Origin of the sequence: Pelotalea chapellei (assembly GCF_018531195.1) — a bacterium.
GTDB classification, from domain to species: domain Bacteria; phylum Desulfobacterota; class Desulfuromonadia; order Geobacterales; family Pseudopelobacteraceae; genus Pelotalea; species Pelotalea chapellei.
This window is the reverse complement of the sequence record NZ_JAHDYS010000018.1, coordinates 1-23,224: the sequence shown is the minus strand read 5'-3', so window position 1 is coordinate 23,224 and position 23,224 is coordinate 1. Positions and strand designations below refer to the sequence as shown.

Annotated in this window: 17 protein-coding genes; 4 read left to right on the top strand and 13 right to left on the bottom strand. The window is 53.6% G+C overall.

Going from position 1 to position 23,224, the window contains the following annotated elements:
* Positions 1–95: 95 nt before the first annotated feature.
* Positions 96–1,703, top strand: coding sequence for a methyl-accepting chemotaxis protein (locus tag KJB30_RS15560; protein WP_214301017.1), 1,608 nt, complete (start codon positions 96–98; stop codon positions 1,701–1,703).
* A 226-nt stretch (positions 1,704–1,929) separates the two neighbouring features.
* Here the strand turns inward: KJB30_RS15560 and KJB30_RS15555 are convergent, their stop codons facing one another.
* The 7 genes from KJB30_RS15555 to KJB30_RS15525 all read right to left on the bottom strand — a co-directional run bounded on the left by KJB30_RS15555 (position 1,930) and on the right by KJB30_RS15525 (position 13,350).
* A complete protein-coding gene (locus tag KJB30_RS15555) occupies positions 1,930–3,063 on the bottom strand; it encodes a hypothetical protein (RefSeq protein ID WP_214301016.1) in 1,134 nt (377 codons plus the stop codon).
* Positions 3,064–3,100: 37 nt separating this feature from the next.
* Positions 3,101–5,197, bottom strand: coding sequence for a cytochrome-c peroxidase (locus KJB30_RS15550; protein WP_214301015.1), 2,097 nt, complete (start codon positions 5,195–5,197; stop codon positions 3,101–3,103).
* A 15-nt stretch (positions 5,198–5,212) separates the two neighbouring features.
* Positions 5,213–6,544: a multicopper oxidase domain-containing protein gene (locus KJB30_RS15545; protein WP_214301014.1), complete on the bottom strand. Its 1,332-nt coding sequence runs from the start codon at positions 6,542–6,544 to the stop codon at positions 5,213–5,215.
* A 36-nt stretch (positions 6,545–6,580) separates the two neighbouring features.
* Complete coding sequence (locus tag KJB30_RS15540) at positions 6,581–7,960, bottom strand: multicopper oxidase domain-containing protein (protein WP_214301013.1); 1,380 nt, start codon at positions 7,958–7,960, stop codon at positions 6,581–6,583.
* Positions 7,961–7,993: 33 nt separating this feature from the next.
* A complete protein-coding gene (locus KJB30_RS15535; protein WP_214301012.1) occupies positions 7,994–9,997 on the bottom strand; it encodes a CHRD domain-containing protein in 2,004 nt (667 codons plus the stop codon).
* 307 nt (positions 9,998–10,304) lie between these two features.
* Positions 10,305–11,744, bottom strand: a complete 1,440-nt coding sequence (locus tag KJB30_RS15530; RefSeq protein ID WP_214301010.1) for a sigma-54-dependent transcriptional regulator — start codon at positions 11,742–11,744, stop codon at positions 10,305–10,307.
* Positions 11,731–13,350 carry a sensor histidine kinase gene (locus KJB30_RS15525; protein ID WP_214301008.1) on the bottom strand — a complete coding sequence of 540 codons (1,620 nt, stop codon included), beginning with the start codon at positions 13,348–13,350 and terminating at the stop codon, positions 11,731–11,733. The genes KJB30_RS15530 and KJB30_RS15525 overlap by 14 nt, the downstream gene beginning before the upstream one ends.
* A gap of 332 nt (positions 13,351–13,682) precedes the next feature.
* On the opposite strand from KJB30_RS15525, the gene KJB30_RS15520 reads away from it, so the two are divergent.
* Positions 13,683–14,021: a hypothetical protein gene (locus KJB30_RS15520; protein WP_214301006.1), complete on the top strand. Its 339-nt coding sequence runs from the start codon at positions 13,683–13,685 to the stop codon at positions 14,019–14,021.
* 169 nt (positions 14,022–14,190) lie between these two features.
* Positions 14,191–14,991: a methyltransferase domain-containing protein gene (locus KJB30_RS15515; RefSeq protein WP_214301004.1), complete on the top strand. Its 801-nt coding sequence runs from the start codon at positions 14,191–14,193 to the stop codon at positions 14,989–14,991.
* A gap of 31 nt (positions 14,992–15,022) precedes the next feature.
* Here KJB30_RS15515 and KJB30_RS15510 read toward each other — a convergent pair whose 3' ends face one another.
* Positions 15,023–16,249: an OmpP1/FadL family transporter gene (locus tag KJB30_RS15510; RefSeq protein ID WP_367618997.1), complete on the bottom strand. Its 1,227-nt coding sequence runs from the start codon at positions 16,247–16,249 to the stop codon at positions 15,023–15,025.
* A gap of 70 nt (positions 16,250–16,319) precedes the next feature.
* Here KJB30_RS15510 and KJB30_RS15505 point away from each other — a divergent pair, with 70 nt between their 5' ends.
* Positions 16,320–17,210, top strand: coding sequence for a class I SAM-dependent methyltransferase (locus KJB30_RS15505; RefSeq protein ID WP_246545735.1), 891 nt, complete (start codon positions 16,320–16,322; stop codon positions 17,208–17,210).
* A gap of 52 nt (positions 17,211–17,262) precedes the next feature.
* Here KJB30_RS15505 and KJB30_RS15500 read toward each other — a convergent pair whose 3' ends face one another.
* The 5 genes from KJB30_RS15500 to KJB30_RS15480 form a co-directional block, all read right to left on the bottom strand.
* Positions 17,263–19,203 (bottom strand): HD domain-containing phosphohydrolase, encoded by a 1,941-nt coding sequence (locus KJB30_RS15500; RefSeq protein WP_214301002.1) that lies wholly within the window; start codon positions 19,201–19,203, stop codon positions 17,263–17,265.
* Positions 19,200–21,248: a pilus assembly protein PilZ gene (locus KJB30_RS15495; protein WP_214301000.1), complete on the bottom strand. Its 2,049-nt coding sequence runs from the start codon at positions 21,246–21,248 to the stop codon at positions 19,200–19,202. The genes KJB30_RS15500 and KJB30_RS15495 overlap by 4 nt, the downstream gene beginning before the upstream one ends.
* Positions 21,249–21,388: 140 nt before the next feature.
* Positions 21,389–21,835, bottom strand: a complete 447-nt coding sequence (locus tag KJB30_RS15490) for a DUF2889 domain-containing protein (RefSeq protein ID WP_214300998.1) — start codon at positions 21,833–21,835, stop codon at positions 21,389–21,391.
* Positions 21,836–21,862: 27 nt separating this feature from the next.
* A complete protein-coding gene (locus KJB30_RS15485; protein ID WP_214300996.1) occupies positions 21,863–22,300 on the bottom strand; it encodes a DMT family transporter in 438 nt (145 codons plus the stop codon).
* A gap of 206 nt (positions 22,301–22,506) precedes the next feature.
* A complete protein-coding gene (locus KJB30_RS15480; protein WP_214300994.1) occupies positions 22,507–23,091 on the bottom strand; it encodes a DNA-3-methyladenine glycosylase I in 585 nt (194 codons plus the stop codon).
* Positions 23,092–23,224: the final 133 nt, after the last annotated feature.

Below are 23,224 nucleotides of genomic sequence, written 5' to 3'. Positions count from 1 at the left end.
TACAACCAGCCCCTTAAGCTTGTCGGTACGACCTTCTCTCCAGTCGGTAATGTCCGCACCCTGGAGCTATTTATATTTTTTCCGGAGTATCAGATATGAAAATCAGAACCAAATTTATTGCACTCAACACGGTAATAGTTGCATCAGCGTTGGTTGCTACCATTGCGACCAGCCTTTTCATTTTTAAGAAGGAGCTTCGTCGGCAGGCGGAAGTGTCACAGGAAATTCGAATCAAAACCTTCTGGGAATTGCTGAGGCAAAAAGGGAGCGACTTGAAGGTTGTCGATAATAAGCTTGTGGCAGGCGACTATGTTTTCAATGGCAACTTTGAACTGCCGGACAAGATTCAAAAGACATGTGGTGGATCCGCAACCATCTTCATGGGTGACGAGCGCATCTCGACCACGGTGCTCAAAGCGGACGGAAGCCGGGCAGTGGGAACACGTTTGACCGGACCAGCCCATACTGCCATCTTCAAAGATGGAAAGCCGTACCGTGGTGTGGCCGATATTCTCGGCACCCCTTACTTTACCGCCTATGACCCCATCCGCAATGCTCAGGGAGAGGTTGTCGGGGTGCTCTACGTCGGTATCAAACAGGCGGAATTCTTTGCGGCTTATTATCAGCTGGTCTATATAGTCATTGCCATCATTGCCGCCATTTTGCTGATTGCCGGTCTTGTCAGCCGGATGGCTATACACCGGCTGTTCATACCCTTTAACAGGATGCATGATCTGTTGAAGGATATTTCGGAAGGTGAAGGCGATCTGACGCGACGCCTCGATTACCGTAAACAGGATGAAATCGGTGAAATGACAATCTCATTCAACCTTTTCATGGACAAGCTGCACCACATCGTTTCGAATGTCGCCCAGATAACCGGCCAGCTTGCTTCAGCAGCCTTGCAGGTGCAGTCTACTTCCCGTCAGATCGATCTTGGAACCCGGCAGGTAGCTTCGCGAACGGTCGGCGTTGCAACGGCTACTGAAGAGATGGCGGCAACCTCTTCCGATATTGCTCATAACTGTACATTAGCCGCACGGGAAGCTCAAAATTCTATGGATTCCGCCACAGAGGGCTCACGAGTTGTGGAGAATACCATTACCAACATGGAAACTATTACCGAACGGGTGACTACCGCAGCTATTACAGTGGAGCGCCTGGGGAAACGTTCCGATGAAATCGGGGAGATAGTTGGAACCATTGAGGACATCGCGGACCAGACCAACCTGCTGGCGCTGAATGCTGCCATTGAGGCGGCCCGGGCCGGTGAGCAGGGCCGCGGATTTGCCGTGGTTGCTGACGAAGTCAGGGCATTGGCCGAGCGCACCACCAAGGCAACACGCATGATCGATGAGATGATTTCGGCAGTACAGAGCGAAACAGCCAGCGCCGTATGTTCCATGAAGCAGGGAGTGGATGATGTCTCCATCGGGCTTGCGGAAGCCCGCAGATCTGGGGCGGTGCTGGGTGAGATTTTGAATCAGGTCGATACGGTTACCAGACAGCTCAATCAGATTGCCACCGCTGCTGAACAGCAGACCTCTACCACCCATGAAATCAGCGGAAATATGCATCATATTACAGAAGTTGTTCAGGAAACGGCTCAAGGGACCAGGGATTCCGCCTCTGCGGCTGATCAGCTCAATCTTTTGGCCCATGACCTGCAAACTCTGGTGGGGCAGTTCAGGCTCAGCAGCTAGCTCCTGATCATCGGTAATTAGAGTAGTGGGTTCCGGTTGTGGAGATCTTGAGGATTGCCGAAGGCACCTGAACCTGAAAGTTGAGCATCAGTGCGCTTGACGCAAACCTGGTTCTGGTTGGTGACCAACTAATCCGGTCCGCCGATGCACTGGTTATCCTGCAGCGTGAAACGAAAAAGCCGGCGTGAGTAATCACGACCGGCTTTTTTTTCAGCAAAAAATGATGCTACCTGGGAATGGCTACAAACCCCACATCCGATTTGACGCCGACGATATACCCCTTGGCGTTGATCCCCAAGGCTTGGCCAAAACCACCGCTCCCGCTCAGGGAAGTGTTCACAGTGTTCACCGGAGTGGCAAGGGCAAGCCAGAGGGCGGTCAAGGAACTGCCGCTGGGATCGTTGGTCCAACCGGCGATCATGCTGCTGTCATTGATGGCGTTTGCACTGCTTTTGGCCCCGTTGACGCCGAGGTCGATTACATCGAACCCGGGAATAACAACTCCAAGCAAGGTCTTGTCTTTGAAAATGACAGCACTGGTGACGCCCGTAGAATCTTCGGATTCTCCCACGATCACACCGCCTGTGTTTACTCCAAGTGCTATGCTGCGCGTATGCCCCGAAAGGGTGCCAAGATCCTCTGCACTGCCGACTGCTCCAGCCGCGGTAATTCTCCAGCGTACGGCATGGTCATTGGATTCGCCCACGATTGTACTGCTGCCGTTAGCGTTGTCGACGACGCAGTAGGCGCTTCCCGAACCACCGGGTGACAAGACAGGCAGAGCAACAGGAACTGCCGAGGAACTGGACCAGTATACCGGTACAACCAGGTCAGAGTTGTTTACCGACTCCCCGACGATCTTTCCCGAGGCGCTGATGCTGTAGGCTGCACTGTTTTTTCCAGCAGAAAGCACCGGCAGTTTGCTTGCTGTTGCTGACCCGGGAGCCCAGGACGCTGCAACAACCGTGTTGCCCGCATCTTCTGATTCCCCGACCGTAAAACCGCTGTCGTTGATGCCGTAAGCGGCACTATAGTTGAATCCGGCCAAAGGTTCCAACGTTGTTGCCGCACCCACACTGCCGTCAGCCCCATTGACACTCCATTTCACGCCGCGCACCTGCTGTGTGGCATTGCCGGAAATGCCGACGATACTGCCACCTGCGTTGATGGCAACTGCCGCGCTCATGGCGCCGCCGGTCAGCGGATCGAGAGTCTTTGCACTCGTTTCAAATACAACTTTGCTCGGATCGGTCGGTCCGGTGGCCTCTCCGCCTCCGCCTCCGCCGCTTCCGCCGCATCCTGCAACAGCCAGAGCAGTTGCCATCAGTGCTGCCATCATGCTCATTCTGAATCGTTTCATTGTCGTGACTCCTTCCTTGGTATCGTACCGGGATGTATTAGTTGAAATGGAAATTTGGATCTCCGTTGATGCTCGTGTCCAAAAACGGCTTGAGCGGGCCCTGTGCCTGGCTGCGGCCGTTGCGACCGACGGCCGGTACTTCTGCCAGGTTGTCGCTCAGAATTCTGGTGCGTCGCGGGTCGCCGCTGATCTTCTGCTGGTGCCCATTGGGAACCAGCAGCTGGGGGTGGTCGAAGGGGGCGCGCTCCCAGCGAACCCGTTCATCAGTCAGGGCCAGCAGGAAATCGATCAGCGCGATCTGCTCCTCCTCCTTGTTTTTCAGTGCGGGTATGCCGTCCACAAAGGGGTCAAGATCGGCCAGATTCTCGTCATGGAAATTTCCGCCGCGGATGTAAAAGTCGACCACCTGTCGCAGAGTAACCATGCTGCCGTTATGAAAATAGGGACCGGTGAGCTCGATGTTGCGCAAGCCGGGGGTTTTGAAGGCTCCGTTTACAGCCGCCCGCGTTACCACCGGCGGGACCGCAACAGGAGGGCAGATACGGGGAGGATCGGAGAGTGGAGTGGTGATGCAGCCGGGCTGAGCCAGGAAATCTGCTGCAAAAGGCATGCTTGATCTGTTGAGGAATTGGCGGGTGAAAGACAGGGGCAATCCAAAGGGATCATTCCCTCCCCTTCCAAGGTCCGCTGCTGTCGGGGTTACGCCGATATTGTAGAAACCGATATCGTAGTTGGCCAGGTTGCCATCTCCCATGGGCATCACCTCGATAACACTCGGTTCAAGGATGTTTTTGGTGTTGCTGATCGAAACAGCAGTGAACTCGGCGCCGATGTGACAGGCGGTACAGGCAGTGGCAGCTGATTGAAAAAGATTCAAACCCTGCTGCTGCCGCGCTGTAAGGGCAGCGGGATCACCGCTGACAAACCGGTCAAAGGGGGTGTCGTCCGAAACCAAGGTGGCTTCGTACAGCATGATTGCCATTCCGAAAAAGAAGGCAAAGTTTGCCTCCATCTGCGAGTAACCGCCGCTTGCCGAAGGGGCGACAGTCAGGCTGGTCTTTTTAAAGTTCATTTTGCCGGGATTGACAGGAGCTTTGCCTGAGCTGTCCGGTGTCGCTTTGCCGAGCACCTTGCCGGCACTGCTGAAGGTTACCGACTGGCTGGTGTTGTCCCAATATTCTGCCTTGAACGCGGCCTTGATCATATCGGAATAGCTGGATGACAAGCCGCGGCCGGAGAGATGGACCACTCCGCCGAGCACACTGTCGCTGGAGCTTACCTGCTGTTTGGCCAGTGGTCTCAGGGAGAGCATCTTTCTGGCGATGTCAGGGAAACTGCGTCCCTGCCAGGACATCTCCGAGTCGCTCAAGGGAGGGCCGACCGCCTGGGAGGCAAGGCTTGCATTATCCAGCCTGTTTTCCAACAGACTCAGGTCATGTTCAATGAGTGAACCATTAACGTTTCTGACGATGCGGGCATTGATGTCCTGGTATCCAAAGGGGTTGACGCCGTTGAAAAAGTGGTTGGCCCGGCCATCGTAGAAATTGGCGAAATTATAGACGGAGTTGATCACACTGGGGGAGTTGCGCCCGGTCACCTGACGTACATTGCGTCCCTGGCTGCTGAAAACAGGGCTGCGGCTGTGACGGCCGTCTTCCACCGGGTTTCCGCTTCGCACTCCCTTAAAAAGAGTGCGATTGACACCTTGGGACCCGATCCCATCGGTACTGACAACGGTACGTGCGGTTGTGCGATCCTCGGGGTCGGTAAAACTAACGAAGGGGAAGTCGCTGGATGAGGCGGTTTTGTTGACTCCCTTGCCATTGGCAAAGAGTCCGCTGCTATCAGGGCCAAGGGTATTCTTGGCGCGGTTGTCGGTGCCTGCATGGAAGTGGCAGGTTGCGCAGGCGGTCAGTCCGTCGCTTCCCAGCTGCATGTCCCAGAAGAGTGCCTTGCCTAGACGAATGGCCGCTCCCTCGTCAACCACATACTTGGCAAGATTAGCCGGTTTGGGAACGGTCACGCTCTTGAGAGATACCAGGGCTGCCATTGCCGGGGAAGTCAGTAAATTGAGAGCTAATCCCAGCGCTATCGCCCGGCGTGAAAGCCTGTAGACAGTGTTTTCGGTTTTCATAGAGGTCCTTGTCGGCTAGCTGTTAACTACTATCTGCATGGTGACCGTTCTCAGGAGGTCGTTGGTTCTCCAATGACGAAATTCTGCATCGACAAAATGTGTTCCACTCGGAACGGAGCTTGTGTCTATCAGCAGGTCCCAGCGATTAGCAGTGGTAAAGGTGAGCTGCCGGTTCTGGGTCGAGAGCTTGAAAGGGCGTGAGTAGCTCATGAACGGTGCACGGCCGAAGGTTCTCCCATCCATAGCGATAACCTCGGGATCAATTTGCGAGGGAAACTTGAGCGTTACAACGGTGTAGCTGGCGTTCAAGGTCCTGATAAGCAGGGTTTCTCCCCGGTTCATCACAGGCGATACCAAGGTGTTGGTGATCAGGTTCGGCTTGGGCTGACTTGCCGGATCGGCAAAGACTCCTGATACTACGAAGAAGTCGGGCTCAAAACGGTGCAGCTCGATGCCGGTGTTCTGGCCGATTGTAGTAAATTCGGCGCCGACACCGGTACCGCCCATGCCGGCTCCGACGCCATGCTGCGGTTGAACCGTCTCATGCCAGCGGCTGTCGATGTCGTCCAGGACCCAGATGGCTTCTTTGTGGTAATTGCGGATCGTATTGCCGCGGTACACGGCACCCGGGCCGCCATCGATGAAAGGCGCATTGGGCACGTTGGGATCGGAGATCAGCAGGCCGTACATACCCAGCTCAAAGTGCAGGACCGTGTTCTTGTGACAATGATAAAAGTAGGTGCCCGCATCAGGGGCCAGCCACTGATAAGTGTAACCCCCCCCTGCAACGAGGAAGGTGGCATGGCCTACGCCATCATTCATGGGAGTCGGCTCGATGCCGTGGTGGTGGATGGTGTGGCTCCCTTTTTTCGGCAAAAGGGTGGAATGAACCAGTTCGCCCTCCTTGCAGCGGATGGTGGTTCCTGGGAACCAGGGGGCAATGGCGCCGGCAGGGTCCACAAAACCCCATACCTCCACGGCCAATGCTCCTGCTTTGGTCGGATAGGGTACCGGCACGGTTAGTCCATGAACGTTAGTGCGTGCGAAGGAACGGTCAGGTGTGGCAATGCGGTCCGGGGTAGGCAAGGTATAGCTTTCCGGGGCGCTGCCTGGAGTTAAAGTTGCCTGAAGGGCAGCTACGGTGTCGGGAGTTAACAGACTTACCCGGCGATCAGTGGGTTGCGGGCTGCCGTCCGCCTGGGGAAGTAAAATAGGATTGACTATCCCGGCGCGATCGATGAGGTCAAAGCTGTCAGGTTCGGCAACACCATGCTGCAAAAACATGATCCGCTCCATCGGGTCGTTTTCATCATAGGGATGGCCCTGGTCTCTTGGTATTACAGCCATGGTTATGTCTCCTCGTAAAAAGTATCGGTTTTTCGGCTAGCGCATTACCGGCCGTACATCCAGGCGCTGGGGGCCGCCACCCTGGGTGGTGACGCTGAGTGACCTGTTCACCAGAGTTTTTAGCGCCCTGCCGGTGAAGGCCCACGTTCCGCCGCTCTTGACAGTTGTGGTGCCGATGATGGTGTCGGATGCCCCTGAGCCTGCCCGGACTTCCAGGATTGTTCCCACAGGCTGGGATGAAACACCCGATATGGACAACTTGCCGAATTTGAGGCGCACCTCTGCTTTGGTTACCTGCACCACCCCATCGGCCGAGTTTATGGGTCCGGTGATGATAAAGTGGGTCAACAGGCCGTGGGGGTAATTGCCGCCGGCTGCTGTCTGGGATGGTTCGGTGTGGCAGTGCATCGGGAAGTCCAGCGGGAATTTCTCCTGTACTGGCGGCCATTTGGATTTGGGAATATCCGGAGGCTGGATAAACGGCACCAGCATGTCCTTGCCTTGCAGGGGGGCCAAGGGCCAGGCATCCAGCATGCGAAGGTTGTCGCTGACAACAGTGGTACCTTTGTCAAAATCACTATTGGTAAGTTGATAAGCATGGTTGCCATGCAGGTGGTACGAGTGGGTGATCAGCCCCGCGTTCATACAGCGCACCAGGCAGGGCTGCCCGACGTTGCCGGACAAACGAATATTATGGTCATGGGAAGAGAAGAAACCGCTCTTGCCGCTGATGGTGAAATACTGTGACAGATACCCGTTGGTAAAGCTGCTGGCGCTCATCGACGGTGATGCGGCTGCGGCGGCATTCTTGATAGGGTCAAAACTGTTTAGAAACCAGAACCAATTGCGGGCCGGATCCCAGGGGCTTCCCGGGAAGTGGGACGTCCTTCCCAGGTCGTTGAACAGGTTCTGCATGCTGGTGGGCGGATTGGTGTATGGCGTAAAGGGTATCCGCGGCAGCACCACCAGCGGGCCGTGAAGTCCCATGACCCGGTTCATGGGGGCATTGCTGTTATCGTAATACATGTAGGTGCCGGCGGCCGGGGCGTTAAAGCTCACGGTTACGGTCTGACCGGGCAGAATGTCTCCGCTGTCCACCACTCCGGGGATAAAAAAAGCATGTCTCACCGTCAAATTGTTGGTGATCTTGATGTCGATTTTGTCCCCTTCGACGCTGAAAATGGCGATACCAGGACACCGGGGAACATCACCCCCCTTCTGGAATACCCACACCGGCAGCTGAACTTTGTCGCTCATCTCCATCAGGGCAGCTTCCATGGAAAGTATCAGGGTGGGGGTGGCGGCCATGGCTTCGCCATCCCGCCAGAAAAGGTTGTATCCTCCGGCGGCGCCGACCGCCACGGCGGCCATGCCGCTGGAGGCGATTTTTAGGAACTGGCGTCTGTTAATGCTCATGTTCACTCCTTTTCATATCTTCGATCGTAACTTTTAACGGATTGAAAGCGGGATTCCCAACAATCGAACCCCGTTGCTGGAAATGGCGTTGATACCGCGCACACCCAGCGGATTGATCGTCGATCTGCGTTTGTAGTTCCAACTGCCGTCGCTGGACACAACTGCATTGCCCAAGGGACGGGCCACAAGTTGTCCGCGAATTTCTCCTGACGGGTTTGCGGCGGTATGGACATTGACATAGGTCGTGCCCGCCATGATGGCATTGATAGCATCGGTGAAGGTCAGGATGCCGATATCCGCGCGCTGCTGCAGATTTCCAAAGGTCAGGCGGCCGGTGGAAGGGGTGGCGAAGGGGCCGTCCAGGTCGTCATATAAAGAGAACAGGACCGGCCCGCTGGCGCCGGGTGCACCGTAGTGAACATGTACTGCAGTCACTTTGGTTGACGGCAACTTTGCCAGGTTGAGGGTGAAATCGATACTTTCCTTTCCGACAGCCAGTGAGGTTGTTCCGCTGGCCTGGGTGGTCACTGCAGGTGATTCATTGGCCCCGGAAAGAATCGCAATGGGGTCGGAGGCCAGGACGATCAGATTGCTGGCGGTGCTCGAGCTGTTCCCTTCGATGCGCCATTTGTTAAATTTGGGGCGGTACACGGCTGAGGTAACTGCCAGGTTTTCTACAGTGACGCTTACAGTAGCCGGCGCCGAAATCAATCCGCCGGTATCCTGGACAACGTATTGAAAGCTGTCCAGGCCGGTGTCGCCGGTGGCGGGGGTATAGGTCAGGGTGGCCTTGCCGGTGGATGTATTGATGAAGCGGCGTACCGTGGCCCCCTTGCCCGTAATGAATGAGGAGGAGCGACGAATATCGGAGGGGGTGACGAAGATGCCGATGGCCTGGGGGTTGATACCATGCACGTTGGTAGCGGAGATCGGATCTGACACGGACTGGCTGACATCAATGGTGACCGGCGTGTTCATGGCGGTTGAAACACTGACCTGGTGTGCAATCGGGGCGGTATTCAGGCCATCATTGAACAACTTGCCGCTGACCTGGAACGTATTGATTTCTACTCGTTGGTTGTTATCGGCAGGATTGAGAATCACGCCAGCGGGAATGGAACCGATCGTGCCGGTGGCGTCCCCGACAAGTTCGATTCTGAAGAAGTCGCCAAAGGGACCGGGATTTATCGGGACCTCGTTATGCGCCAGGACAGTGCCGGTATCAGCGAGATAGACGGCGCCATTGGCAGCGGTTACCAGTGGTGTCCTCGGAGTGAGGAAAGGACCTATGCTTTTTCCGTCCTGATCAATAATGCCGCCATGCAGGCCGAACGGTAATGACGGCGGCGTTGGCTGGGGAAACGGGGGAGGCAGGGGAGCATCGGACAGAGAGGTCAGAAAGGTGTCGGTTATTTCAAGTCCGAGATCCTGGGTCTGGTTGATATCGCGCACCCCTGTGACGCCGGCCGCTACCACATAATCGCGGGTGCCGAAGGGGTGGGTCACCCGATAGGTGCCGGGGACAGGTACATTGATCCGTACTCTGATGCGCGAGAAAACCGCCTGGTTTCCTTCGGCGCTGATGCCATTCACGAAGGCCGCTTCCTGTCCCATCACCAGCAGTGCATTCCATGCCACCGGCGTGCCGTTGACTGTGCTGACCAGATTGGGATTAACCGCAACCGCAGCCCAGTAAAAGGCTTCAGGCCCAAAGTTGTTGGGGAACGAGATAGGGCTGCCGTTGAAAGGTTCGGCCGTCAGGCAGGGAATGAAGGTGCCGCCACCCTGCTTGACCACCGTCTGGTCCAGGCAGAGCTCCAGCTTGAGATTGTTGCTGTCCTTGTACCAGAGCGGAAAGCCTGTTGCCAGGCTAACGGCAACGTTGGCAGGATTGCCGGCGGCGGTCACCTCGCTCAGGACCGGTGGGGTGCCGCTCTGTATTCCTGCTACCGATGACAATGCAGCATGGAGTGGCGCTGTTGTCGAGAGCGCCAGCAGCGCAGCACAACTTGCCAGTGATATCCGGAGGTTCCTCATATAAAGCTCCTTGCCAGGAAAAAATTCATGATGTGTTTTCGGTAAGGCTAGATAACAGGAATCATGCCAAGTTATATTTCTGATAAAAATTCAATAATTTCGAAGTCTTGGGATCTTTGAGGGTGGGGGTGGCGTGCTGTGGGAGATGCAAGGAAAGGGCAGTCAGACGCAAGCAGAGGAGCTTGTGAGTTGCTTGCAATGCATAAGCAGGATGAAATGGCTCCTGAAGTGCGGCGCCAATATATTTGCAGGGGTATGGGATCGATAAGGAACTGCTTTGTCCCGTTTCAAGGTTTGGGATTAATCTTCAGGGTTCCTGATTAATCTCCCGCTCAAGTCGAGATTTCAGTCTCATGTTCAGGGTCTGGCGTTTCAGGCCAAGCATTGCGGCTGCAATGCCCTGATTGCCGCCGGCCAGTTTAAGGGCGGTATCTATGACGCATTCTTCCGCTTCCCGCAGGGTTGGAAAGTGTCCCCAGATTTCTTCGAGTTTCTGTCGAAGAGCTTCATGGTCCATTTTCGGCCTTATCGATATCTCCAGAGTGAGGCCGGGTGCAATCAGCCTGCGGAACGATTCCATGGAAATCATGCCCGACTGGCGGCGCGTCACGGCATCAATGACCATACCCTGCAGCTCCCGGATATTGCCGGGGAAATGATAGGTATTCAGCAATGCCAGGAGTTCTCGAGGATAGGAGGGTGCGCGCTGCCCGTTTTCCTTGGCTTCCTGGGCAATGAAATGCTCCACGAGCAGGGGGATATCCTCTTTGCGTTCCCTGAGGGGGGGCAGCATGACATGATGCATGCAGAGCCGGTAATAGAGGTCATTACGGAAGCGGCCCGAAGCCACCAGGTCTTTGATGTTCTTGTTGCTGGCGCAGACGATGCGGGCTTCGCATTTGCGGGGAGCATCGGAGCCGACCGGATAGAATTCCCGCTCTTGTAGCAGACGCAGGAGCTTGATCTGGGAAGACTCGCCGAGATCACCGATTTCATCCATGAACAGAACACCCCCGGCTGCTTGAACAATCAATCCTTCCCGGGCCTGATCGGCATTGGTAAATGCGCCCTTGCGATGGCCGAAGAGGGTGTCGGAAAACATGGTGTCATCCAGGCCAGCCAGGTTGACGGACACCAATTTGCCGCTGCATCCGCTCAGACGGTGGATTGCCCGGGCCACCAACTCTTTGCCGGTACCCGATTCACCGGTAATCATGACCGGCCTGTTGGAGCGTGCCACTACCTCGATGTACTGAAAAATAGAGTGCATTTTTCGACTGCAGGTAACAATTTCATCAAAAGCGGCAGGATTGTCCAGATAGTCGCTCACCAGATGATCCCTGAGGTCGCTGATCTGGTCGTTAAGCATACGCCATTCAATTGCCTTGGTAATGGTGGTTACCAGTCGATCACTTTCCACCGGCTTAATCAGAAAGTCAAAGGCGCCCATTTTCATGCATTCTACGGCACGGTCCAACTCGTAGGCAGCAGTCACCACTATCACAGGCACATGCGGGTAGCGTTCCCGCAGGACGGGCAGGATTTCCATGCCGGACACGTGCGGCATGAACAGATCGAGCAGCACGATATCAACCGGCTTGGCGGCCATGATGTCCATGAGCTTGCGGCTATCGGACTCGGTCGTGACATTCTTGATGTCATTCATCTTGAGCGTGGCTGCACAAGCCTTGATTGTGTTCTGTTCGTCGTCCACCACAAGAACATGAAAGCTGCTATTTTCCAGCATGGCATTCCCTCGCATTATCACCACAGTTTTCAGCCTGCTGCAGGCTTACGGTAAATGTTGTCCCTTTGCCCGGTTCAGAATCAAATTCAATGGTTCCACCGTAATCGTTGACAATGTTGTAGCAGATTGCCAGCCCAAGCCCTGTGCCTCCCCGATCCAGCCGGGTAGTAAAAAAAGGTTCCATGATGCGTGAGGCTATTTTTTCCGGGATGCCTTCCCCCTCATCGTGAATACTCAATACAACCTGCTGGCCGTCTTCCGACAGGCCGGTGGAAACACGTATGCCGTGTTCGGCATCGGGGAGTGCCTGGAGAGCATTGGTGATTAAATTTATTACCACCTGCTGCAGTTGTCCAAGGCCACTTCGTACCGCCGGGAGATTTTCGCCCAGCTCAAGGGTGAAATGATGGGTTGTCCGAGCTATCATATGGTTCAGAAGTGACACGGACAGGCGGACAACTTCATTAAGATTTGTCAGTTGGGTAAGCGTCCGGTCGTCGCGGCCATGTTCCTTTAAATTCTCCACGATCTCGCTGATCCGTCGTGCCCCTTCTGCAATGCCCTCATATACTTCCGGGAGAAATGTGGCAGCTTCACTGAAGGTGGTGCGGCCAATCATGAAATCGCCTTCCCGCTCGAAACGGTCCCGAAGAACACTGTGGATATCTCTCCAGGTCTGTTGCAGCAAGGTGGCATTCATGAGGATATAGTTGTTGGGATTGTTGATCTCGTGGGCCACGCTTGCCACCAGTTGGCCTAGCGAGGTCATACGGTTGGCCTGAATGAGGCGGGCCTGAATTTCGAGAGCTTCTTCCTCGAGGCGCACACGCGTCGTGATGTCCCTAAAGGTGGCATACACCACTTTGCTGCCCTGGAGAGTGATCGGTTTCCCCCTGAAAGAAAGAATTCGTTCTTCACCGGGAGCAACTGTGCATTTGAAACGGTCGATCAGATTGGAAACATTTCTACGGGCAATGTCATCAAGAATCAATTTCAGCCGTGGAAACTGCTCTGCCTGGGAGCATAGCACCGGCAGGCCACCGGCCATGATATCTTCTCGCTGTTTGCGGAAAATTTCTTCCGTGGTAGGGTTTATGTCAATAATCGCTCCGCTCTCCTGTTCAATCAGGATAACGGCATCTTCACACTGGTCGAAAAGTTGCCTGAAACGCGCTTCACTTTCGCTCAGTGCTAATTTTGTCAGGCGTTTTTTTTCATTTTCCTTTCTGAGATTTTCAAGCGCATCTTCAAGATCCCTTGTTCGCTTCGCTACTTTATGCTCCAGTTGAGTCTGGTAGGATTTTAATTGACCTTCTGTCAGTTCGTAGTCTTTGATGAGGTGCAGGAGGGGTCTGAACAGGTAAAAATACAGAATCGGAATAAGGGCTATTGTCAGAAAAGTAGCATCAAGCAGGGTCTCCTGAGCCACAGATAGCTTGGTGTATTTTTCAATCAGAATCATGTTCATAAATTCAATGAGGAAGATACAGACTGCAAGTGTCACTACAAGTCGCAACGGTGAAAAGATAATCTTCCGCTGGCGGTCTGTCAGAGATCTTTTCTGAAATTCCAGGTTGTCATCCAGATCTGGTTGAATAGGTTTCATCTGTATCCTGTCTTTCCGTGGGTTCAAAGCCACGCTGTCATTTATGAGAATATAGAGGTTTGGCGACCCCTGCAAACATTTTTGCATGTCCAAAAAATCACCAAGATCTGTAAAACAGCTTCAGGCCCATATTCAGGAAGGTTCTTGAGTAAACCCCTGGCCAAAATGAATGACTCTGCGATTTTGATCGATTCCGGACCGGCATTGGGAAAATGCCTCATAAGTCGAGGGTTTTCTATTAATGAGAGCTGGCATGGAAAGTGTAAAGAAATGACATTCTTTTATTGTTTTGATATACCTGCCCTTTATCAGGACCACTCAGGCCATCAAATATGCTCGATCACACATTATACTCAGCTATTCTGGGGCTCTCTTCCGAATGGAACATTTCACATGTAACCATGGATGAGCAGACCGGTATTACGGAAATTCACATCCGTAACCATAAAGGTGGAATAGCACCTTGTCCGTGCTGTGGATCCAACCTCGTGCAGGCTGGAACTCAAAGGACACGTTGGTTGCATGAGAGCCACCTCAATTTCCGTTTTGTTGTCTCCGCGCTGGTGCCGGTCATGTCCTGTGAGTCCTGTGGCGAGGTGAAGCTGCCTATGCCATGGGACCAGTCCCGCTTCAAATTTCTGGAGCTTGAATCCGAAGAGCATTCCTGCTAGTTCCCAGAACCCTCCTGTCGTTTTTCCACTATATTTCCCTTATTGATTGACGAATGGTCGCAGACAGGCCATTCCTGTTGACCCCCTGCTGATGAGCAAGTAATCTCTGTACTTGTTCCTAATTTAACGCGAGGCAGCGGCTTGTTGATGGGTCTACCGGGGAAATCCGATGATTGATAATCTGACAGGAAAATTGAAAAAGTTTATCCAGGAGTCGCTGCTCTTTCCCTCGTATTCGGTCAGAAAGAATCTGTCTTTCCGCTATCTGCGAGGTTCCGGGTTAGAAATCGGAGCACTGCATCACCCGCTGGAAGTGCGTCCGGGCGTAACGGTACGCTATGTCGATTATGCTACCAGGGAAGAAAATGCAGAGAAGTTTCCGATGATCGATCCGGCCAGAATAGTTGTCACTGATTATGTTGAGGATGGTTGTGAACTGGCGGGTATACCGACTGCCGCAGAAGATTTCGTGATTGCCAACCATGTTCTGGAGCATGCTTCCAATCCGGTACAGGCACTTCTTAACTGGGTAAGGGTTCTTAAAAAGGAGGGGGTATTATTCCTGACACTGCCCAACGGCGAGAAAAACTTTGATCAAGGGCGAATGATCACTCCTGTCCAGCATATGGTTGATGATTATGATCTGGTCAAATCGGGTGATTTGGAGACCTTCCGGAAAAGAAACAGGGAGCACTACCGTGAGTTTGTCGAGATATCCATTCCAAATCTCCATCAGGTGCAGAGGAGCCTGAAAACCTATGAGACCGAGAGTGCAAGAAACAGCTACATTGAAAAACTGCTGCGGGAATCCTCGGATGACGCCCATTTCCATGTATTTTCCAAAAAATCTTTAGAAGAGTTCCTCAATTATATGATCACCGCCCATGTACCTGCCATGTCACTGCAAGAGATCACTTCCTCAAGATCAGATTCTGAATATGTCGCAGTTCTCAAAAAAAATATCGATTAGCATCGACTGCCGCTGAACCCCGGAGAGCCTCTTAAAAGCGATAGCTCAGGCTGAGCGCCAACAGGTGAAGGTCGGTACTGTAGGTGCCATTGGCCAGCGGGCCATAGCTGTTGGTGGTCTTGATGCGATTTTCCTGAAGCTGATAGCCATATCCCAGCGCTACTTTCAGTTTATCGAACTCTGCCTCACTCCCTGCGCAGATCAGATGGGTATTGGAATCGGGGATTGCCGGCTCAAAGGTGTTGTCAGGTACCGGATTCCAACCGTAGAGGTAGCCCGCAGAAACCGCCCAGGTTTCATTGAGCCGATATTTGGCGCCTGCATTGACGCTGAAGGTATCATGCCACTCCCGGGGATATATCGCCGGCGGCTGTCCGCTGATATTGATGCGCAATTGTTTGAATGAGGCCCAGTCCTCCCAGCGCATGCCGGTTTCCAGGGTGAGCTTGTCCGAAGGCCGCCAGGCAATGCCGGCCAGTACCTGTTGCGGAAGGGTCAGGGTGGTGGTGCCGGAGAGTTTTTGCGGTAAGACTTCCAGATCCAGATCGCCGTCGATATCGATCTCCACTTCACTGCGATAGGAAGCACCGACCGAAATCTGCTCACTGACATTCCAAGAGATCCCTACGTTGTAACCAACCCCATGGCCGGAACCTTTGAACTTCTGGTTGACATCGAAGGATGGCCCCGGAACGCCGAGGGCAGTGGAGATGGTTTTGCTCTCCAGGGTGGCATCCAGCAGGATAATGTTTGCGCCTCCTGCGATGGAGAGTGAAGGGGAAACGCGATATGCAATTACAGGATTGAAGGCGTAGGTCTGGATTTCGGATTTTGTAGCCAGGTAGCGGCCGCTCCACTCTTTCCCCCAGTCGGTTGACAGGCCGAACGGGTTAAAAATCCCCAGACCTACTGCGAAATCATCATTGAAGCGGTGGGTCAGGTAGAAGGTGCTTGGGTAGAAAACCGTGTCTCTGGTTTTGGTTGTTTCGCCCGTGTCTGACTGGAATTTGCGGTGCGGAAAAATGAGCGTGGTACCTGCCTCAATCTGGGTTCCGGGCAGAGCGGTGATCAGGGCAGGATTGAAAAAGATGGCTGACGGTCCTTCCACATGGGCAACAACGGAGTTTGCCTGACCAAGACCGGCTGCGCTCTGGGTGAAGATGGCAAATCCGGAGCCGTAAGCTGCGGCCGTCCCATACAAGATGCTCCCTGCCCAGCCGAGGAGCATTGATCCGATCACTCTTTTGGTGGTAGTCACATGCCCCTCCCAAATAAAATTATCTAAATCTAATGATTATTTGTTTTTCAGTGTAACCTACGCAGGAGGGTTGTCAAACTTCGAACGCCAGGATGCGGAACGGATCATACCTGCTAAACTGATAGCAGAACTGATTCCGGAGGCAGTGATGGTTTCCCGATCTTATATAATGGAACATGAAGAGGAGGCGCAGCGCCTTGACTTGAAGACGGACAGGGCTTCAGTCAACAGGCAGGCTCTTTGGGCGGGAATACGCCCGGGGATGAGGGTCGCTGATATCGGCTGCGGGTCCGGAAAGACGACCCATTATCTGCATCAGCTGGTGCAGCCGGGAGGTGAGGCAGTCGGTATTGATGCTTCTGCCGCAAGAATCGAGCATGCCGAGCAGCAATATCGTGAAGAAGGAGTCAGGTTCGTCTGCAAAGACTTTTATCAGCCGCTGCTGGAGTTGGGCAGGTTCGACTTCATCTGGGTTCGTTTCGTGCTGGAGTACCACTGTTCACATAGCAGGGAAATAGTCGGCAACCTCGTTGAAATTCTGAAGCCTGGCGGAATCCTCTGCCTGATCGACCTGGATCATAACTGTCTGAATCATTTCGGACTCTCCCCGCGGCTGGACCGGGCCATTCATGGCATAATGGGCCGCTTGGAGAAAATGCAGGATTTTGATCCTTATACCGGGCGAAAGTTATACTCATATTTGTACGATATGGGCTTGAAGGAAATCGCCGTGGAGATGAGCGCCCACCATCTGATTTACGGACCACTGAACAAGGTGGACGCTTACAATTGGACCATGAAGGTAGAGGTGGCAGCGAAAAATTCGGGATATGCTTTTGATGAGTACCCGGGAGGTTTCGAGGAGTTCCAGGAGGAATTCCGGGCTTTTTTTGCCGACCCGCGCAGGTTTACCTACACTCCACTGATCGCGTGCCGGGGAATTAAGAGTAATTCAGGTTAAGGCTCAGATTAAGGTTAAGCAAAAATCCTCAATCTTAACCTCAACCTTAACCTTAACCTTGCTTATAGGTTCTGGAATAGTAGCTGATCAGCGCCTCGACCAGTTTTTTATCCAGATGTCCCCCGGACTCCTGACGCAGGAGCGCAAAAGCCTCATCAACAGGTAGTGGATCCCGGTAGTGACGTTTTGCGGTTACTGACTCGAAATAGTCCGATACTGCGATGATCCTGGCGCCCAACGGTATTTCTTCCCCTTTGAGACCGCGGGGGTATCCGCTGCCATCCATTTTTTCATGATGGGCGCCGGCAATTTCCGGTACCTGGCTGTAGATCCCCTCGAAGTTCACCTTACCAAGTATTTCAGCTGTCGAAGCCGCGTGTTCCTTCACTATTTCAAACTCTTCGGTAGTGAGTTTCCCCTTTTTTTTCAAAATATCGTCAGGAACCCCAATTTTGCCATAATCATGAAGCAGTGCTGCCACACGGATCATCTCGCAATAGTCGGCCGCCAGACCGATCTCCTTGCAGGTGCCCAGAGCATATTCGGTCACTTTTTCGGAATGACCGGCTGTCAAGGAATCCCGCGCATCGATACTGGCTGCCAAAACCTGCAAAAGTGATTTGAACTGTCGCACTCCGGCATCAATCAAGGCACTGTTACGGAGGCTGATGCCGATCATGGAGGCGATCCCCATTAGAAGGCTCATATCGCTTTCAATCAGCGGACGCTTGTTCTTTATGGTGTCTGCGGCCAATATTCCCATGGATGTGCCTTCGCAGATGATCGGGCAGCATATGAACGAACGGATTTCCAGCATCTTTGCAAAGGTCAGGCTGCGTGAAGACAGGCTTTCCTCTTCGCCTTGAAGATCATTGACCAGAAATGGTCTCTGCTCGCGATACGCCCGGGAAAGGACCCCTTTTGCAACCGGTCGGTCCAGGCGGAACGACATCCTCGCCAGGCAGCCGAGTTGCTCAGGCCCATATCCATAGCTGGCCTGCAGTTCCAGCCTGGTCTCCTCCCGGTTTGCAAGAAAGATCAGCCCCCGGTCATACTCCAGCCGCTTTTTCATTATTTCGATCACATTGGTAAGAATGTCTTCCTTCTCGGTAAAAGCACCCACTGTACGGCCAATCTCATTTGTCATCAGTGCGTTGTTGTAGTTGATGTTGATCTGATTGAGCAGATCTTCGTTGGAGTCTTTGGTGTGGGCCAGGCTGGCCATCATTTCGTTTTTTTCACTTCTATCAACGGCAACGATCAGCAGGAGTGCCAGGCACAGGGATGCGAGCAGCGAAGTGTCCAGATACGCCCACTGCCCCAGCATGATCAGGGCCAGGTTCATAAAGGCCAGCAGCAGGATTGTGCCGTTTTTTACCTTTCGCAGGATATCGGTGTGGGATTTTTCCCAGGTGATGAAATACCGACAGACCTTGCCCCCTTTGAAGATGCATTCCGGGTGCTGTATATCAGGAAACCGGTGGGCATGGGAGTGGCTGGGATTGAAAATAAGGACAACGGCTTCAAAAAAACCGATTCGGTTTTCACACTGAAAAGGTTGCTCCAGGCCATCTTCTTGCGGGGTTACCGTGATCTCCACCTTGTTGGAGGAGATCCTGCGGGATTCGTAGATCGAGGATCGAGTGAAGTTTGCGGTGGTTTTATTCAGTATCCCGAAAGCATTCGAGGCACCGATCAGCCCCAGAACGTACTGCCTCATCGCACCGAGCGCCTCGGGAGAAGCAGCATAACGTCCCGCTTCTCTGGAAATATGTGGATTTCCGGTTAGCTGAACGAGCCGTTCGTAAAAACGGTTGATCTGATCCTGGGTGAACCAGTGTGCCTGATCCGCGACTTCATATCCTTTCATTCCGGCGTACTGCAGGAGTTCACCGATATTCACATAGGGATACCTGAGCCTGGCAAGCCGGATATAGGAATCAATTATTCTGCTGTTATAGAGGGGACGATCTTGCGGTGGGGAAGGGTTCATTCCTGAATTCTCTTGCGACTCTTGAACAGGTTGTCACAAAACCTGAAATAGTCGTCGCTGTGGGCAAGGTCCAGTATCCAGAGCAGATAGGTTTTTTCGTACATTGCAGACTGCTCTTCAATCGAGGTGAATGGATAGACCAGCACCGGCATTTCATGCCCCTCGTACTGTTGGGATATCTGGTGCAGGGTGAACTTGAGGATCTCGGGGGGGATTTCTTCTTCGAGTGCTATCACGGTGACACAATTGGTGAGATTGGCCATGTTGAAGCCTGCATCAGTGATGTTTGCTATTACAAAAGCCCTCAGATTTCCTTCTTCACGCAGAGCGTAAAACAGCCTCTCCTTTTTGAATCCCAGGCGATGATATTCTTCGGCCAGCTTGTTGCCGCGGGTCAGTGGAGGGTGCAGGTCAAAGGCCTGGATCATGAGCCCCCCAGAGACATGATTGTAGAACCCTTTCAGTTCGGTCAGGTCGAAGGATGTTGCTTCGCCAAGCTCCCATCCCTCCGGCAGGTCTGAAATCTCACTTTCGTTGCTGTGGTAATGAAAATAACCGAATGTGTCCAGGGAACAGCCGGCACGGTTGTTGAGCTGGCGTGCAAACTCTCCGAAGATGCGGTTGGGGAAATGGTTGTCCGGCCGGAAGTAGCAGTAGACATAGTGCAGATGGGTGAAATGCAGGTTCTGCAGCTCGTTCAGGTATTGTCCCACCTGATTCAGGACTGTCAGGCCCGCCTTGAGCGAGGTCTTCCTGGCAGCGTGGTGGTGGATCAGCCAGGAATCTTCATAAAAGCGCACCATGGCCATGTGTCCCTGGATGGTGCCCCGCTCAAGATAAATGAAGTGCCGTGCGATATGCGGATTTTGCCCGTACAGTCTGGAATAGGTGGCCTTAATGTCATCCTTGTTTGCCTGGAAATAGGCATACTTCTCCGGATATATGAAGCCGGTCTCGAAGAAGAAATCCCAGAGTGCATCCATATCCACGTCAGTGCAAACAAATGAATTCTGATCCGCCGCCTGATGCAGGATTGAGAGCAGCTTGACGTGCTCATGAATGTCCATGTCCAGGATCGAGAGGCCGCAACGTACCAGCCGTTCTCTTCCGCCATTGCCGATGATGTTGCGGGAAACTACCTGTGCTTTGCAGGTGACGCTCAGGCTGTGGGCAAAACTGAGTTCAAGCACCGGTATAACCATTCCCGGCATCAGTACGGAATTTTCCTCGCTCTCTTCCACCGCAAAGCCGGAACCGGAAAGATCAAGCACCTTCAGGTTTATCATCTTGCCAATCAGGGGGTGCTCGAAAACCATGCTGGGTGAGGGGACCAGCTGCTGTCTGATGTTGCGATACTGCTTGGGCTTGATCACCCGGATGGAGTTGTTTACCGGACTGAGCACAAAGCTCCTGTTCTGATCGAAATTCTGGCGCATGATTTCACATTCACCCGAATAGAGAATTTTCTGGCCGGCATACAGATGCAGGTTGACGGCGCTTTCGTGGTTGATCCACTGGAATTCCTGCGGGAAATCCGTGCTCCCGTTTACCCTTAGAGAAACAGGCGTGAAATCAACCATGGTGCCGTGGAAAAGACTGCTGTTCTGGGTGAATTGAGCGGTGATGTCTGTTCCAGGATAGCGTCTGATCCTTCGATAGGTGAACTCGCGGCCATTGACCGGTAGAAGAAGGGTAATTCCCCTTTCGTTCATGCTGATCACTTTAGGATTGACCAGCAGAAGTTTCTGGCCGTCCGGAATAAGCAGATAATCGAAGTCGTAGGCATTGAGGAGCTGCTGAAGATTGGGGGTCTCCACCCATTCGCATTCCAGATGCTCATCAACACAGGGAAGCGGTTTGGCCTTCAGGGCAATTGGTGTGTCATACCTGGAATGTCTGAGCTGGATCAGAATGGTCTGATCCTGGAAGTTCAGGTAATTGAGCTTGTTGGCAAGGTATCGTTTATTGACAACCTTTCCCGAGGCCACGGGATTGTCGTCCCGGGCGCTGGCGTGGAAGCTGGTGGGGTGCGTGGAGGGTTCCATCTTCAACCTCGTGGGAAGGTAGATTTACCGATTGGGGATTACTACATTTTAACAGTTCGTGAACAGGTTACAAGGTAAGGAGGGAACCGAATTTACGGGAGTGCGGCAGGGGAGGAGGGAGGTGGCACAGGATGGGACGTTCAGTCATCAAGGCGGGGATATCCGGCGCAGGTGCCTCGCATCTGCTTGCGCACATTGTCCATCATCGCCTGTTCATCCGTGAATCCGGAAGCTGCCTTGACATTGATTGCCAGGGGCAGCAGGCCGAGCAGCAGGTTGCGCAGGTTGCCGCAGCCTTCTTCGCCTCCCAGGGCCTCTGCAATCTGCTTGTTGAGCCCTCTGCCGATGGTGATGCCGGTCAGGCGCTCCAGCCGTTTGACTGCGTTGGGACAGTCAGTGGTGGGACATTTGCGGAACTCTGCTGAGATCTCCTCTATTGTCAGTGTTTCCTCGTTCACCACCACGTCAAGCACGATATCGTGGTAGCAGTCGTTCATGGTGGCACGCAGCCCGATGCGGCCATCATCACGGCTGCTGATGCGATAGGAGATATCTCTTTGAAGGTTGTTCATCAGGTTTGAGTTCATATAAATCCTCTTCAAGGGCAAGAAGTACTAGCGTTTGACGATTAAAGCCGCACCGGCCGCCAGCAACATCATGCCGACCAGGCGCAAGGGGGTGAGGGGTAGGTGACGCATGCCGAACAGGTTGAAATGATCGATCAGGGCTCCCGCGATAAGCTGGCCGGTGATGACCATGGCCATGACGGCCGCTGTGCCCAGGCGTGGAACGGTTATGATTGTCATGGTCACAAAGAAGGCTCCCAGTAGCCCTCCGGTCAGTTCCCACCAGCTTGCCGCCGCGATGCCGCGCAGGTTGCCGCGCCCGGCAAACATCACAACGACCAGCAGCGCCAAGGTTCCCACGGCAAAGGAAATCATCGAACTCTCATAGGCACCTACCCGTTGTGCCAACCGGGCATTGATGGAAGGTTGTACTGCCACAGTCAGGCCGGCGCAGAGCATGCATAGAACCAGGGTCAGGTTAGTCATTGTAATCATCCCTTACAAGAGGTTGTTGAAAAACAGCCATCTCGCCGCCGTCCTCGAAAGCCGCCTTGTGACTTCGGCCTACGGCCTCACCCTTCGGGCGCCTTCGCGGTCCACTTTCACACGTGAAAGTGGACGACGGATGTTCGTGTCTCCGCGGGACTTCTCCGGGGTGCGACGATCTGACTATTTTTGAACAACCTAGGTTTTCAACAATCTGTTTGAAGTTCGTCCCAGCGAAAACAGTCCATTGTATGATCATTAACCATGCCGACGGCCTGCATGAAGGCGTAGCAGATGGTGGAGCCGACAAAGCGGAAGCCGCGGCGCTTCAGGTCTTTGCTCAGCGCGTCCGACAGCGGAGTGCTGGCAGGGATTGAGGCGAGGGTTTGTCTGCAGTTCTGCAGTGGCCTGCCATCCACGAAACGCCACAGGTAGGCATCAAAGCTGCCGAAGGCCGACTGAACCTCCAGAAATGCGCGGGCGTTGGTCACTGTGGAGTCAATTTTCAGGCGGTTGCGGATGATGCCTGCGTCGCTCAACAATTCAGCCTGTTTTTCCAGATTGAATCCTGCAACCGTGGCTGGGTCGAAATTTGCAAATGCCCGGCGATATCCCTCGCGCCGTTTGAGGATCGTGATCCAGGAAAGTCCTGCCTGGGCACCTTCCAGGATCAGGAACTCGAAAAGTCGCTGGTCGTCGTGGAGCGGTACTCCCCATTCTTCATCATGGTAGGCACGATAAACCGGATCGCTGCCGGCCCAACCGCAGCGAGTGGGAGTGATGTTCTCCATCAGCACCTGCCTCCTCTGGAAATCTTCTGAAAAACTCAGGTTGTTCAAAAATAGTCAGATCGTCGCAACCGGAGAAGGCCCCGCGGAGCAACCGTGTTCTCTGTCAAGTGAAAGCATAAAAACTATCGTTCCA

Coding starts and splice junctions, on each gene's coding strand:
- KJB30_RS15530 (WP_214301010.1), bottom strand. CDS start 11,744: ATGCTGGAAAATAGCAGCTTTCATGTTCTTGTGGTGGACGACGAACAG.
- KJB30_RS15495 (WP_214301000.1), bottom strand. CDS start 21,248: ATGGAACCCTCCACGCACCCCACCAGCTTCCACGCCAGCGCCCGGGAC.
- KJB30_RS15545 (WP_214301014.1), bottom strand. CDS start 6,544: ATGGCTGTAATACCAAGAGACCAGGGCCATCCCTATGATGAAAACGAC.
- KJB30_RS15490 (WP_214300998.1), bottom strand. CDS start 21,835: ATGAACTCAAACCTGATGAACAACCTTCAAAGAGATATCTCCTATCGC.
- KJB30_RS15480 (WP_214300994.1), bottom strand. CDS start 23,091: ATGGAGAACATCACTCCCACTCGCTGCGGTTGGGCCGGCAGCGATCCG.
- KJB30_RS15520 (WP_214301006.1), top strand. CDS start 13,683: ATGCTCGATCACACATTATACTCAGCTATTCTGGGGCTCTCTTCCGAA.
- KJB30_RS15555 (WP_214301016.1), bottom strand. CDS start 3,063: ATGAAACGATTCAGAATGAGCATGATGGCAGCACTGATGGCAACTGCT.
- KJB30_RS15485 (WP_214300996.1), bottom strand. CDS start 22,300: ATGACTAACCTGACCCTGGTTCTATGCATGCTCTGCGCCGGCCTGACT.
- KJB30_RS15500 (WP_214301002.1), bottom strand. CDS start 19,203: ATGAACCCTTCCCCACCGCAAGATCGTCCCCTCTATAACAGCAGAATA.
- KJB30_RS15540 (WP_214301013.1), bottom strand. CDS start 7,960: ATGAGCATTAACAGACGCCAGTTCCTAAAAATCGCCTCCAGCGGCATG.
- KJB30_RS15560 (WP_214301017.1), top strand. CDS start 96: ATGAAAATCAGAACCAAATTTATTGCACTCAACACGGTAATAGTTGCA.
- KJB30_RS15535 (WP_214301012.1), bottom strand. CDS start 9,997: ATGAGGAACCTCCGGATATCACTGGCAAGTTGTGCTGCGCTGCTGGCG.
- KJB30_RS15525 (WP_214301008.1), bottom strand. CDS start 13,350: ATGAAACCTATTCAACCAGATCTGGATGACAACCTGGAATTTCAGAAA.
- KJB30_RS15515 (WP_214301004.1), top strand. CDS start 14,191: ATGATTGATAATCTGACAGGAAAATTGAAAAAGTTTATCCAGGAGTCG.
- KJB30_RS15550 (WP_214301015.1), bottom strand. CDS start 5,197: ATGAAAACCGAAAACACTGTCTACAGGCTTTCACGCCGGGCGATAGCG.